The following is a 12,877-nucleotide window of genomic DNA, read 5'->3' on the forward strand; positions in this document are numbered from 1 at the left end:
CACCATCGTGTGCTCACCAACCGACGGGATCTCGCATGCTCAAATCACAAAGGCTCGCCACGCTTCCGATCGATTCCTACGACCTTGCCGAAGATATTTCGGTCATCGATTCGAACGATGCTGGAGGCGAATACGACGCATTCTCCTTCGGATACTGGTCCGCGCATGTCCTCGCGAACTCAGGGGGAAGCGGAAAGGACACTGCCTTCCGGCCCTACGAGGGCCAGCTCACCCTGACTGAGCTGGGAAGGAAGCTTCCCGGAATCATGTCGCTCGTCACCGACAACTTCCCTCTCGAGAGGCTTCAGTGGGTCCGCATCTTCGGCCTGAGTGACGGAATTCTCGCGCCACACGTCGATTTTCTGGAATTCTCGGAACCGGGTACGCGACTTCAGATACCCCTGCGCACGGACGAGGACTCCCTGCATTCCGAGAACGACATCGTCTACCACCTCCGCCGCGGCGAGGTATGGAAAATCCACACCACCGTTCCCCACTCGGCCCGCAGCGTCTCACCGGTCGCCAGGCTGTCTCTCTGCCTTGATTTCGCGGACGCCGAAGCGCCCATCGAAATCAAGAACACCATCCAGTCGGAACTGCCCGTCCGAATCATTTCGCGCCCTCCGGTCTCGGACGCCGACGTGGCGGAGCTGCTGTCCTCCGCGGCCGATATGAACGCCACCAACCTGCGCGCCTCCTTCCGGAAGTTCGCCGCGGTCCACTTCACCCGCCAGGCCGATGCGACGGCGGCGTTCGACTGGTTCGTCGAAGCCGCCGTGCGCACCGGGGACGACGCACTCGTCGAGAAGGCCCGGGCGTTCCGGACGTACTGCATCGAGAAGCGCGGCTACCGCGAGGCGTTCGACTGGTGAGGCACCAGGGCCAGGGGCTGAGCCCCCTGGCCGGGCAGGGCCTTGCGATCGAGCTTGCCGTTGGGTGAGATGGGCAGCGCGTCCACCAGCCACCAGCGCACCGGCACCATGTAGTCGGGCAGGACCGCGAGCAGCGCCCGCCGCAGTTCCGGGGCCGGCGGCGGAGCACCGGTGAGAGCAGCGTGCAGCTCCACCGCCCCGCCGGCCCGCACCACCGCGAACGCGGCGGCGTCCTTGACCCCGGGGAAGTCCGCGAGGCGCGCCTCCACCTCCCGGGGTTCCACGGCATTGCCCCGGATCTTGATCAGGTCGTCCATCCGGCCCAGCAACTGGAGCGTCTGGTCGGCCCGCCACACCCCCCGGTCCCGGGTGCGGTACAGCCGCTTGCCCGGACGGAACGGATCGGGCACGAACGCGGTGCGGCTGAGCTCGGGATCGGTGTACCCCGGGGCCACCCCCACGCCGCCGATGTACACCTCCCCGACCTCCCCGTCGGGCACCGGTACGCCGTGCTCGTCCAGCAGGTAGACGTAGGTGTTCCACACCAGTGACCCGACCGGCGGCCTCGGTTCGAGATTGCCGGCCGCCCCGCTCATCGAGTGGCTGGCCACCATGTGGTTCTCGGCCGGCCCGTAGTGGTTGTGCAGGGTGAGCTCCGGCCGGCGCGTCAGCAGACCCTCCAGAGCCTCCGTGACCTTGACCGTCTCGCCCGCGCTGATGATGTGGCGCAGGTCCGCGGCGTGCTCGAAGTTCGTCGGCAGCGTCATGACCACGTCGATGAGCGACTGCGGGAAGTCCACGACTTCGATGCGTTCGTCGATGACGAAGTCGATCAGGTCCCGTGGATCGCGCCGCACATGGGGCTCCGGCACGTACAGGCACCCGCCCGAGGCGAGCGTGTAGAACACCTCCTGGACCGACACGTCGAAGGTCAGCGGTGCCACCTGGAGGACCCGCCGGCCGCGCCCCAGCCCGGAGCCGTCCACCTGCCAGGAGATGAAGTTGGCCAGGCAGCGGTGGGTCTGGACGATGCCCTTGGGGTTGCCCGTGGATCCGGAGGAGAAGATGACGTACGCCGGATCCTCCGGCGCCGGCTTCCGACGGACCGCCGCCGGCGCCGCGCCGCCCACCGGATCCGGTGCCACCAGACCCGCCAGAGCGGTCGCCCGCGTCCCCGAGGCGCTGGTGTCCAGCGCCCCCGGATCGGCCAGGACCAGCAGCGCTGCGCTGCTCGCCCGCAGGATCTGCTCGATGCGCTCGGGCGGGTACGTCGTGTCCACCGGCAGGTAGGCGGCCCCGGCCCGCAGCGTGCCCAGCACCGCCGCGGTGAAGTCGGCTCCCGCCCGCGCGGCGATGAGCACCGTGTCACCGCGCGCGATGCCGAACTCCCGCCCGAGCCGGGCCGCGACGCCGTCCGCGAGACGGTCGAGCTCCGCGTACGTCACCTCCCGGCCCGGCTCGCGCACCGCGGGCGCCCCCGGGTGCGCGGCCACCTCGCGGTCGATCAGCTCCAGGACCGAGGACACGCCGGTGTCCCTCACCGGCCCGGCGTGCCCCGGGGGAGGGGACAGTGCGGTCATCGCCGCGCTCCCGGCTGCCCCTCCCAGGACCGGGTGACCGACCCCGGAAGGAACGAGTAGGGGTCCTGCGGGTCGTCGGCGGTCGCCTCGATGGCGAGGTGGTGACCGACGCCGAGGTCCCGTGCGAGCTCCTCGAACACCTCGACCATCACCAGGTCCTGGAGCGCCAGGCCCGTCGAGTCGTACACGGTGGTGACGGGGGAGAGCTTGCGGTGGGCCTCCGGGTCCAGGAGGATCTCGGCGAGCGAGGGCCCGATCTCCTCGGGAGCGAGCTGCTGGCAGTCGCCCTCGGCCCGCGCCTGCTCCACGTGATCGGGGCAGACGACCGCCTTGCGCAGCAGCTCCAGCGGCAGCTCGGTCTTGCCCGGCATGTCGGAGCCGATGGCGTTGATGTGCACCCAGGGCTTGAGGTTGGTCCCCTGGATGACCGGGCCCGCGTACGGCGCGACCGAGGTGGCGGTGCACAGCACGTCGGCCCGCTCCTCGACCTCGGCCAACGGCGCGATCCGTACGGCCCCGGCAGGCAGCCGGGACCTGGCCGCGAAGGAGTTCTCCGCCTGCACGTCCTCGTCGCACACCAGGATCTCGGAGAAGGAGAAGACCCGGGACAGGGCGTGCAGTTGCGTCACGGCCTGCGCGCCGCAGCCCACGAGGCCGAGGACCGCGGAGTCGGGACGCGCCAGCACCCGGCTGGCCAGCGCGGACGCTGCGCCCGTACGGATCGCGGTGGCGAAGGTCCCGTCGATGACCGTCCGCAGGTGTCCGCTGTCCGCATCGAAGGCGCACAAGGTGGACAAAATGGTGGGCAGCTGGTTCTTGGCAGGATTGTGCGGGTTGTAGCCGACCATCTTCATGGACACCGTGGCGCCGTGCCGGAGCGCGGGCATCCACTCCAGCAGCCCCAAATGTGGTGTCTTGATGAGGAATCCGTCCCGCTGCTTCATCTCCACCGGCGCGTCGCTGCCGGTGGCGAGAACGGTTTCCAAACGGTCGATCGTCAGATCGTAGAGTTGCCCCAGCCCCACCTTCGTGACGATGGTGGCGATGGCTTCGGCGTCGAGTATGCGCGTGCGCTCAGCTTGCAACGGTCTCTCCTGGCACTCAGTGTTCGGGCTGGTCCGAAGAAGTCGAAGGAACAGGGGATTTCTGGGAGGCCGAGGAGCTGCGCCCGTGCCAGGACTCCCACAGTCCGGCGTACGCGCCCCCTGCCGAGACGAGCTCGTCATGGGCCCCTTGCTCGGTGATGCGGCCGGCCTCCATCACGACCACACGGTCCGCGTCATGGGCGGTGTGCAGCCGGTGGGCGATGGCGATGACGGTGCGCCCGCGCAGCACGCCGGCGAGCGAACGCTCGAGGTCGCGGGCCGCCCGCGGGTCGAGCAGCGAGGTGGCCTCGTCGAGTACCAGGGTGTGCGGATCGGCCAGGACGAGCCGCGCCAGGGCCAGTTGCTGCGCCTGGCCGGGTGACACGGGGTTCTCCTCGGTGCCCAGCTCGGTGTCGAGACCCTTCGGAAGGGCCTGGACCCAGTCCTCGGCGGCCACGGCCGCCAGAGCCGCCGTCACCTGCTCGTCCGTGGCGTCCGGCGCGGCCAGGGCCACGTTCTCGCGCACGGTTCCCAGGAACACGTGGTGTTCCTGCGTGACCAGCGCGACGTGGCGGCGCAGCTCTTCCAGCGGCAGTTCGTGGACGGGCACGCCGCCCAGCGTGACCGATCCGGTACGCGGCTCGTGGATTCCCGCGAGGATGCGGCCGAGGGTCGACTTCCCGGCCCCCGAAGGGCCGACGATGGCGATGCGCTCACCGGATCCGACGTTGAGACTGACGTCCTCGATCACGTCGTGACCGGCTCGGTAGGCGTAGGCGACGCCCTCTGCGGCCAGCCGCTCGCCCTCGGGCCGCCGGCCGGAGTCGCCCGCCGGGCCGGCCTCGGCCTCGATGCCGATCAGGCGGGCCAGCGAGGCATCGCCGACCTGCAACTCTTCGAGCCAGCCGAGGAGCTCGTCCAGCGGGTCGATCACGGCCCGGGTGTAGAGGGTCGCGGCGGTCACCTCGCCGAGGCTCACCCAGCCCTCGATGTAGAAGAGGCCGCCGAAGAGCAGCGTGGCGGCGACCGGCAGCACGTAGCCGAAGTCCATCAGCGGGAACCAGACGCTGCGCAGGAACAGCGTGCGCCGCTCCGCGCCGTTCGCCCGCACGACGTCCTCGTCGGTGCGGCGGATGCGCGGGCCGGACCGGTGCAGCGACTCCACCGTGCGGGCGCCGGTCACCGTCTCGGAGAGGCCCTGGGTGAGGTCGGAGTAGCCGGCCGCCTCGGCCAGGTAGGCGTCCCGGGCACGTGCCAGGTACCAGCGGGTCGACCAGACGATGAGCGGGACGGCGATGAGGCACGGCAGGACCATGATCGGGCTGGTCACGACCAGCGCCACCAGCGTCAGCACCACCGAGAGGCTCGCGACCAGGATCGACGGCGCCCCCATGCGCACCGCGTTGGACAGCGAATCCACGTCGCGGGTGCTGCGGGTCAGCAGATCGCCCGCCCCGGCCTTCTCCACCGTGTGCAGGGGCAGGGTCAGGACCCGCCGTATGAACCCCTCGCGGATGTCGGCGAGGACCAGCTCACCGAGCCGGGCCCCCTGGAGGCGGGCGGTGCGGGTGAACAGGCCCTGGAGCAGGAGGAGTCCGGCGATCGTCAGCACCGTGAAGTCCACCTGGTCGGTGGTGATGCCCTTCTCCACCTGCTCGACCAGACGGCCCAGCAGGGCGGGCACGACCAGACCGCAGACCGTGGCGAGGACGAACCAGAGCACGGTGCGGGTCAGCAGGCCGGTATGGCTGCGCACCAGGCCCCGTACGTGACGGCGGACCGTCTTCGCGTCGGCTACCGGAAGACTCACTGGGCACTCCTCTGAGGGCGGTTGTCGGAAAGACCGGGGACGGTGACGGTCACGTCTCCTCCCGCATGACAACGGCGGCGTACTGGGACGCACCGGCGGCGAGCTCACGGTGCGTGCCGGTCGCGACGACCTTGCCGTCCTCCACGTAGGCGACCTCGTCGGCCCGGGCGAGCAGCAGCGGGCTGTTGCTCACGACCACGGTCGTGAGCTCCGCCCTGGAGCTGTGGAGCCGTTCGGCGATCACCGATTCGGTGTGGGCGTCCACGGCGCTGGTCGGATCCACCAGGACGAGGACCGGGGGCTGCGCTGCCAGCGCGCGCGCCAGCCGGAGCCGCTGCTGCTGGCCGCCCGAGAAGGCGGAGCCCCCTTCGGTGACGACGGTGGCCAGACCGTCCGGCAGGGCCTCGACGATGTCTTCCGCGTTGGCGTCGTGCAGGGCCTGGGCCCGCACCTGGTCCGAACGTCCGCCCAGATCCTCCGCCAGGACACCGGAGAAGAGGGTGTCGTCGTTGCGGGCCACCAGGACGAGGTCGCGCACCTGCTCCAGCGGCAGCGAGTCCAGTGGTACGCCGCCCACGGTGACCTCACCCGGGGCGTAGCGCCCGAGCCGTTCGGCGATCTCGGCACCCTCCTCCGGAGTGGTGGCGGCGATCACGGTCATCAGCCCCGGCCGGACCTGCAGCCCCGATGCCGGGTCGTACAGGTCGGGCGCCTCGGGGAGATCGGCCCGCGCGACACCGGATCCGGCGTCGGGCTCGAGGGCCAGGACCCGCACGACGCGCTGCGCCGCCACATCGGCGCCGACGAACGACTGCACCGCCGACGTCGCCGTGCGCATGGGCAGCATGAGGAACGCGGCGTACCCGTAGGCTGCGACGAGTTCACCGGCGGAGAGACCACCACCCACCGCGAGGCGGGCACCGATCCAGACGACCGCCACCACGAAGATCCCGGGGAGCAGCACCTCGGCTGCGGGCAGCACCGATTCGACCTTCGCCACGTGGACGCCCGCCTCGCGCAGCCGCTGCGAGTCCTTGCGGTAGCGCTCGCCGAACGCGGCCTCGCCGCCGATGCCGCGCAGCACGCGCAGACCGGACACGATGTCGCCGGCCCGGTTCGTCAGGTCGCCCTCCAGGTCACGGTAGCTGCCGATCCGCTTGTGCAGCGGGCTGAGCAGCGGGCCCGTGCCCGCGAGCAGGACGGGGACGCCGATGAGGACGAGCAGGCCGAGGGTGACCGAGGTGGAGAGCAGCACCATGGCGACGAGCACCACGGTGACCGCGCTGCCGATGCCGCGGGCGAGGGCTCCCGGCAGGGCGCCGATGCGGGAGATGTCCGCCGTGCCGATGGCGACGACCTCGCCGGCGCTGATGCGCTTGGGCAGGGTCGCGCCCAGCCGCGTCGCCTGCGCGGCGACGAGGCGGAACGTCAGGTAGTTGGCCTTGAGCTTGCCGATCGTGTCACAGCGGTGGCGCAGGACGCTGCCGGCGGTGGTCACCAGGGCGAGCCCGACGATGACGCCGGTCCAGAGCAGAAGCCGGCCGGTGTCCTTCTCCGGCAGGGCGTCGATGGCCCGGCCGATGGCGAAGGGGGTCAGGCCCATGCTGGCCATCCACAGGCAGCCCCACAACACCCCGAGGAACAGTGTGCTCGACTGCCTGCCGATCAGCCATCGAAGATAGCTCCGGGGAGACCGGAGGTCCGGATCTCCCAGTTCGGGCAGCGGATTGTTGCTTGGCAATGCGAATTCCTTCGGGGTTGTCCCGTCCCGGACGGCCGGGGCGGGCACGGGGGCTGAGGGGTACTGAGCGGTTCTGCCGTCGGGGGATGCCCGAAAGCGTCCCCGGTCAGCTGTGCGGTGACAGCAGACCCAGGACGAACGCCCTCAGTTCGGCGGTCACGCGGTGTGGATCGGCGAGGTGGTAGAAGTGGTCTCCGGGGAAGGTCCGTACGGTGCCGGCACCGGCGGACCAGGCAGGCCACTTGCGGATGTGGTCGTCCGTGACGCCCGCGTCGTCCTGCCCCCGCCAGGCGCCGAGCGGGCAGGGCAGGAGCGTGTCCTCCACGGGCGGCGCGTAGGAGTCGCAGATGGCGTTGTCGCCGCGCAGGGGTCGCGCCACCGCCGCGGCCAGACGGCTGTTGGCGCCCACGGCCGCGGGCACGACGCCTTCCGCGACCAGTTCGTCGACGAGCTGCTGGTCGGTCAGCCGGGCTGAGCCGGAGGGCTCGCCCTGGTCGTCCGGTGCCCGGCAGGCCGAGGCGACGAAGCCGCGGGGCCACCGGCCGTGCTCGCGCCCCAGGGCGCGGGCGAGCTCGTACCCCACCAGCGCTCCCATGCTGTGGCCGAACACGAAGTAGGGCAGGCCGAGCCGGGCGGCGACGGCCGGCGCCACCTCGTCGAGCACCTCCGCCATGCCGGTCGCGGGCTCCTCGCGCCACCGGTTCTCGCGACCCGGCAGCTGTACGGCCAGCAGCGCGATGTCCGGGCCGAGCAGTTCCTGCCAGGTGCGGAACTGGAAGGCGCCGGAACCCGCGTGGGGCAGGCACACCAGTACCGCCTCCGCGTTGCGCGGCGGATCCCACTCGACGAGGGGTCCCGGCTTCACAGCCGCCCCCGCATGCGTATCGGTTCGGCAGTGGCCGGGCTGAGACGGACACGTGAAGGTGACGCTTCTGAATGGGGGCCCACTGTTTCCCTTGTCAGTCGAAGGTGGGGTTCAGCGGTCGTGAACGGTCCGTGCTCGGCGACCGGAAATGACTTCAACGGTGGACGCGGTATGAGACGTTGGGGCACGGTCGTCATGCACTGGCCCTCGAGTGAGACTCGATTCGAAATGCACAGCCCCCTTCCTCTTCGCCAACATTCCTACCACGGAGTGGACTTGGAATGTCAACAGATGCCTCATGGCAGCCTCTCCGCGACCTTCTCCACCCAATGATTTATATCGTGAACCCGGTCGAGTCCGCCTTGAGTTCCGCTTTCGGCCGGCTGGAAGCGGAATGGAAGAACCTCCGCCGCCGCATCAGCCCGTGATTCACTGGCGGGGAATCTACGGGTAAGAGGTCGGTCGACCTGGAGCCTTGTCGGCGAGGGTGTTTCGGCGCAATGAGGCGTACCTCTGGCCGGTCGGCGTGCAAGGAGACCCCGATGCCGCTGAAGCAGGTGTCCAGAACCCCGCCCCTGACGGGGGTGTGGGATGAACGCGTGAAGGCTTCGCTGCGATACAGCGAAACGAAGCCGAAGGGGTGTGTGCATGGCGCAGGAGAAGCGTGGCGTAGCCGTGGTCTCGGGTGCATCATCGGGATTCGGCAGGAGAATTGCACAGGTGCTGTGCCGGCGGGGCTACTCCGTCATAGCTCTGGCCCGTAGAGCGGACCGTCTGAAGGAATTGGCGGATGAGGACTCCACGGGAGCGATTCTCCCGGTGGTCGCCGATGTCCGTGACCGAGAAGGGCTGGCCAGGGCCCTCGACGAGCTGCCTCCGGAATTCCGTGACATCTCGGTGCTCGTCAACAACGCCGGACTCTCGCGGGGGTTCGACACCCTCCAGTCGGGCAGTGGCGATTCCTGGCGTGAAATGATCGACACGAACATCTCCGGTCTGCTGAACCTCAGCGGCGTGGTGCTTCCCCGGCTCGTCTCCCGCGGGTCCGGGCACGTGGTGAACATCGGCTCGATCGCGGCGAACTACCCGTACATGGGCGGGAACGTCTACGCCGCCACCAAGGCGTTCGTCCACCAGCTGTCGCTGAACATGCGCGTCGACCTCCAGGGAACGGGCGTCAGGGTGAGCTGTGTGGCGCCGGGCATGGCGAAGACCGAGTTCGCCAAGGTCCGCTACGACGGGGACGAGGAGCGCGCCGACGCGCTCTACCGGGGAATCGAGCCGCTCACCGACGACGACGTCGCCGAGGCGGTCGCCTGGTGCCTCGCGCAGCCCGCCCGCGTCAACGTCAACATGATCGAACTGATGGCGGTCGAGCAGCACTTCGGGCTCGGCGTCGCCGGCAGCCCGCCCGCCCCGCCGGGTGGTGCGGAGGGTGCGTGAGTCCGTGCAGACCGCCTCCCGGCGCGTGAGCGCGCCGGACGTGCTCGTTGCGAGACCCGCGCGCCCCGAGGACGCGGAACAGATCGCCCTGCTCTCCGCCCCGTTCGTCGAGCAGGGCCTGCTGGTCGCTCGCCCGCTGGCCGAACTGGCGCGAGCGTCACAGGAGTTCGTGGTGGCCTGCGAGGGGGACCGGCTGGTGGGCTGCGCCGGGGTGGCACCCTTCGGCGGCAGCCTGGTCGTGTACAACCTGTGCATCGCGCTCGACTGGCAGGGCAGGGGAATCGGCCGGCACCTGGTCGGCATCGCCGAGACCATCGGCAGAGACCGGGGTTACAGCTCTCTGCTGGCCCTGACCCGGTACGGCGGGGACTGGTTCGGGAGGCTGGGCTTCTCGGAAGTCCCGGCGAACGAGACCCGCGACGAATGGCGCACCCTCTTCCGTCCGGGCCGAAGATCCAGCCTTTACCAGTTGAGACTCGCCTCCGAGCAGTCCGGAGACCGAAGCACACCCATGTGCCGACTCAAGCAGACCAAGGAGTGACACAGTTGATAATCTGCGGGTTGAAACTCACGCATGACGGTGCCGTCGCCCTGCTCGACGACGACCGTCTCGTGTTCAGTGTTGAGATGGAGAAGCTGGGGAACGGTCTGCGCTACAGCACCGTTGCCGACTTCAGCCTGATCCCCGGAGTCCTCGCCGACTTCGGCTACAAGCCCGAGGACGTCGACGAGTGGGTCGTCGACGGCTGGGACGGAGACGTCTCCGGAACGGTGGCCCTCCTCGACCAGGGGACGCCCACGGAGATCGTGGTCGGTCCCTACAGGGAGTCGGCGGCATGCCCGGCGCTCGATGCGCCCAGCGTCTCGGGCACGTTCCCCATGGACGGCCAGACCTACCCGTACACCAGTTTCCCGCACGCGGCAGGACACGTGGCGAGCGCTTACGTGTCCAGCCCCTTCGCCCAGCGCGGCGAAGGCTCCTTCGTCCTGGTCTGGGACGGCGGACTCTTCCCCCGCCTCTACTGGGCGGACCCGCGCGGCGGCGTGGAGAACCTGGGCGAACTCTTCCCCCTCCTCGGCCACGCGTACGCCATCGCGGGACACCACTTCGGGCCCTTCCGCAAGACCGTCCAGTCACCCACGGTCGACGACCTCTCGGTCGCCGGCAAGCTCATGGCGTACATCGCGCTGGGCCGGACGGACGAGAACGTCGTCGCGGTTCTGCGGGAGGAGTTCCACCGGGTCTTCGAGAGCGACGAGCCGGCCGCCGTCGAGTACCGCGCGACCGTCGGCGGGTACGGCAGTCTCTTCGAGCGGTCCGTGCCCCCCGTGCACGAGTTCTTCTCCGCGGTCCGCGCCCGGGTGTCCGAGAACGGGGTCAGCGACGAGGACGTCCTGGCGAGCGTGCACGACTTCTTCGAGGGACTCCTCGTCGAACGGATCACCGCCAAGGTCCGCGCCGCCAAGGGCGAGGGCCCTTGGAACCTGTGCTTCGCCGGCGGCTGCGCGCTCAACATCAAGTGGAACAGTGCGCTGCGCGAGGCGCCGGACTTCCGCGACGTGTGGGTCCCGCCGTTCCCCAACGACTCGGGTTCCGCCATCGGAGCGGCCGCTTTGGGCCGGGCGCAGCGCGACGGCCTGGCGCCGCTCGAGTGGAACCCCCGCCTGGGCCCGGCGCTCACCCCGTCGCTCGAGCTGCCCGACGGCTGGTCGGCGTCGGCGTGCGCGCCGGAGGAACTCGCCGCGATCCTGCACGAGTCCGGAGAGCCCGTGGTGGTCCTGCACGGACGGGCCGAACTCGGCCCTCGCGCACTCGGTGGCCGCAGTATCCTCGCGGCCCCGGTCAGCGCGTCGATGAAGGACGAGCTGAACCGGGTGAAGGACCGCGAGCCGTACCGGCCCGTCGCCCCCATCTGCCTCGAGGCCGATGCACCGGAGATCTTCGCTCCCGGCACGCCGGACCCGCACATGCTCTTCGACCACGAGGTGCGGGCGGAGTGGGTGGACCGGATCCCCGCGGTCATCCACCTCGACGGCACCGCGCGGCTCCAGACGGTCGGCCCGGCGGACGACGACCTGCTCTTCGCCGTCCTGTCCGCCTACAAGCGGCTCAGCGGCGTCCCCGTGCTGTGCAACACCAGCGCCAACCTCAACGGGCACGGCTTCTTCCCGGACGTGGCGTCCGCCGCGCAGTGGGGCAGGGTCGCCCGGATCTGGAGCGACGGGACGCTGTACCAGCGGACCGACGGCTGAGCCGGGGGAGCAGCACCCAAGGCACCGCCTACGGCCGGGGCGCGCGACGCAGGAGCAGGGTGACGAAGCCGAGCGTGCCCCGGTAGCCGTGGACCCAGGCCGCGCGGTGCGCGGCCGCGGCCTCGAAGGCCTGGCCGTGGTCCGGGTGCTCCGGATGGTCGAGGGCCCAGCGGGAGAGCGACCCGGTCCAGGACCACTCGTAGTCGTCCCACTCCCCGGGGGTGCTGACGTGCCCGTACAGCGGCACCCAGCCGTCGGCCGTGATGCGGTCGACCGTCGTCGCGAGGTCGGCGTAGTCATCGGCGGCGAATCCGGCGTCGAGGGTCTTGCGGTCGGGTTCGCGTTCCCAGAAGCACTCGCCGATGAGAACGCTTCCACCGGGGGCGAGATGGTTGTCGGCGGCCTTCAGCGTGGGCAGGAGGCCGCCGAAGGCGTGCGTGGCGCCGATGCTGAGCACCAGGCCGTATCGGTGTGGGGAGCTGAACTCCGCGGCGTCCCGGGCGTGGAAGGCGATCCGGTCACCGAGCCCCGCGTCGTCGGCGGCGCGACCGGCGGCGGCGACGGCCTCTGCGTCGTTGTCGACGCCGTCGCCGCGAAGGTCCGGGCGAGCGGCTTGTGCGCGCATCAGCCAGGTGCCCGATCCGCACCCGAGGTCGAGCAGCCGGGCGTCGCCGCTCGGCAGGGCCCGGTCGAGCAGCGTGCGTACGGAACCGTCGCTCAGCGGAGCGGCGATGGGGTGGTCGGTGTGGGCGATGGAGCTGATCTGTCGGCGGTCCATGGCGGCATCCTGCCCAGCCGCGCGCCCCACGACCCGCGAGTCGCCCCGCCGCGGCGCGCCTTCCTGCTCGCAGCGGAACGTGACCGCGCAACGGATCTGCGCCGGCCTCGTCGACCTGTATCCGGCGAACGGGCTCCGTGTATCGCGGACGTATCGAAAACTGCATACGCCATCGCAACGGCTCTCGGCTTCCCATGGGGGCATGAACCACAACGCACCCCTGCCGCCGCCGCCCGGCCGCACGCGCAGGATCGTGCTCCCCGGCCTGGCGGTCTCCGTCCTGCCGGGCGCGCATCGCCCCCGCCGCGGCCGTGGCGATCGCGTTCCTGCTCGTGTTCGGCCTGGCGGGGGATGGATCCTCGCCGGCCGGATGCTCGCACCCCTCGCGCGGATCACGGATGCGGCACGGACGGCCGGGACCGGGTCGCTGTCCTCATCGAACGCCTGCAC

Annotated in this window: 10 protein-coding genes and 1 pseudogene; 5 read left to right on the plus strand and 6 right to left on the minus strand. The window is 70.4% G+C overall.

The window, feature by feature from the left end; all coding sequences use genetic code 11:
- The first annotated feature begins 35 nt into the window (after nt 1-35).
- Entirely contained in the window at nt 36-872 is an 837-nt protein-coding gene (locus ACFYXK_RS12430; protein WP_389411093.1) for a putative nonproteinogenic amino acid hydroxylase, read from the plus strand.
- On the opposite strand, the gene ACFYXK_RS12435 is transcribed toward ACFYXK_RS12430, so the two are convergent.
- The 5 genes from ACFYXK_RS12435 to ACFYXK_RS12455 all read right to left on the minus strand — a co-directional run bounded on the left by ACFYXK_RS12435 (nt 848) and on the right by ACFYXK_RS12455 (nt 7,953).
- Nucleotides 848-2,452 (minus strand): amino acid adenylation domain-containing protein, encoded by a 1,605-nt coding sequence (locus tag ACFYXK_RS12435; protein ID WP_389411094.1) that lies wholly within the window; start codon nt 2,450-2,452, stop codon nt 848-850. The genes ACFYXK_RS12430 and ACFYXK_RS12435 overlap by 25 nt on opposite strands.
- Nucleotides 2,449-3,537, minus strand: coding sequence for an ornithine cyclodeaminase family protein (locus ACFYXK_RS12440; RefSeq protein ID WP_389411095.1), 1,089 nt, complete (start codon nt 3,535-3,537; stop codon nt 2,449-2,451). Before ACFYXK_RS12440 ends, ACFYXK_RS12435 begins: the two co-directional genes overlap by 4 nt.
- 16 nt (nt 3,538-3,553) lie before the next feature.
- A complete protein-coding gene (locus ACFYXK_RS12445) occupies nt 3,554-5,347 on the minus strand; it encodes an ABC transporter ATP-binding protein (protein WP_389411096.1) in 1,794 nt (597 codons plus the stop codon).
- Between the two features lie 49 nt (nt 5,348-5,396).
- Nucleotides 5,397-6,950 (minus strand): ABC transporter transmembrane domain-containing protein, encoded by a 1,554-nt coding sequence (locus ACFYXK_RS12450; RefSeq protein ID WP_389411097.1) that lies wholly within the window; start codon nt 6,948-6,950, stop codon nt 5,397-5,399.
- Nucleotides 6,951-7,194: 244 nt separating this feature from the next.
- Nucleotides 7,195-7,953: a thioesterase II family protein gene (locus tag ACFYXK_RS12455; RefSeq protein ID WP_389411098.1), complete on the minus strand. Its 759-nt coding sequence runs from the start codon at nt 7,951-7,953 to the stop codon at nt 7,195-7,197.
- A gap of 648 nt (nt 7,954-8,601) precedes the next feature.
- Between ACFYXK_RS12455 and ACFYXK_RS12460 the strand changes: the two genes are divergently transcribed.
- From ACFYXK_RS12460 to ACFYXK_RS12470, 3 genes are read left to right on the plus strand one after another with little or no spacing between them, the layout of a single operon-like run.
- The gene (locus tag ACFYXK_RS12460) at nt 8,602-9,396 is read left to right on the plus strand and encodes an SDR family NAD(P)-dependent oxidoreductase (protein WP_389411099.1); all 795 of its coding nucleotides are present in this window, start codon (nt 8,602-8,604) and stop codon (nt 9,394-9,396) included.
- On the plus strand, nt 9,389-9,937 hold the full coding sequence (locus ACFYXK_RS12465) for a GNAT family N-acetyltransferase (protein ID WP_389411100.1): 549 nt from the start codon (nt 9,389-9,391) through the stop codon (nt 9,935-9,937). The genes ACFYXK_RS12460 and ACFYXK_RS12465 overlap by 8 nt, the downstream gene beginning before the upstream one ends.
- Before the next feature lie 20 nt (nt 9,938-9,957).
- Complete coding sequence (locus tag ACFYXK_RS12470; RefSeq protein WP_389411101.1) at nt 9,958-11,649, plus strand: carbamoyltransferase N-terminal domain-containing protein; 1,692 nt, start codon at nt 9,958-9,960, stop codon at nt 11,647-11,649.
- A gap of 28 nt (nt 11,650-11,677) precedes the next feature.
- Here the strand turns inward: ACFYXK_RS12470 and ACFYXK_RS12475 are convergent, their stop codons facing one another.
- Complete coding sequence (locus ACFYXK_RS12475; RefSeq protein ID WP_389411102.1) at nt 11,678-12,427, minus strand: SAM-dependent methyltransferase; 750 nt, start codon at nt 12,425-12,427, stop codon at nt 11,678-11,680.
- A gap of 296 nt (nt 12,428-12,723) precedes the next feature.
- Between ACFYXK_RS12475 and ACFYXK_RS12480 the strand changes: the two are divergent.
- Nucleotides 12,724-12,860: pseudogene (locus tag ACFYXK_RS12480) on the plus strand (two-component sensor histidine kinase); the annotation flags it as partial.
- Nucleotides 12,861-12,877: the final 17 nt, after the last annotated feature.

It is taken from the genome of Streptomyces sp. NPDC002209 (assembly GCF_042890265.1).
In the GTDB taxonomy this organism is placed as follows: domain Bacteria; phylum Actinomycetota; class Actinomycetes; order Streptomycetales; family Streptomycetaceae; genus Streptomyces.

Coding starts and splice junctions, on each gene's coding strand:
- ACFYXK_RS12430 (WP_389411093.1), top strand. CDS start 36: ATGCTCAAATCACAAAGGCTCGCCACGCTTCCGATCGATTCCTACGAC.
- ACFYXK_RS12435 (WP_389411094.1), bottom strand. CDS start 2,452: ATGACCGCACTGTCCCCTCCCCCGGGGCACGCCGGGCCGGTGAGGGAC.
- ACFYXK_RS12450 (WP_389411097.1), bottom strand. CDS start 6,950: ATGGGCCTGACCCCCTTCGCCATCGGCCGGGCCATCGACGCCCTGCCG.
- ACFYXK_RS12460 (WP_389411099.1), top strand. CDS start 8,602: ATGGCGCAGGAGAAGCGTGGCGTAGCCGTGGTCTCGGGTGCATCATCG.
- ACFYXK_RS12475 (WP_389411102.1), bottom strand. CDS start 12,427: ATGGACCGCCGACAGATCAGCTCCATCGCCCACACCGACCACCCCATC.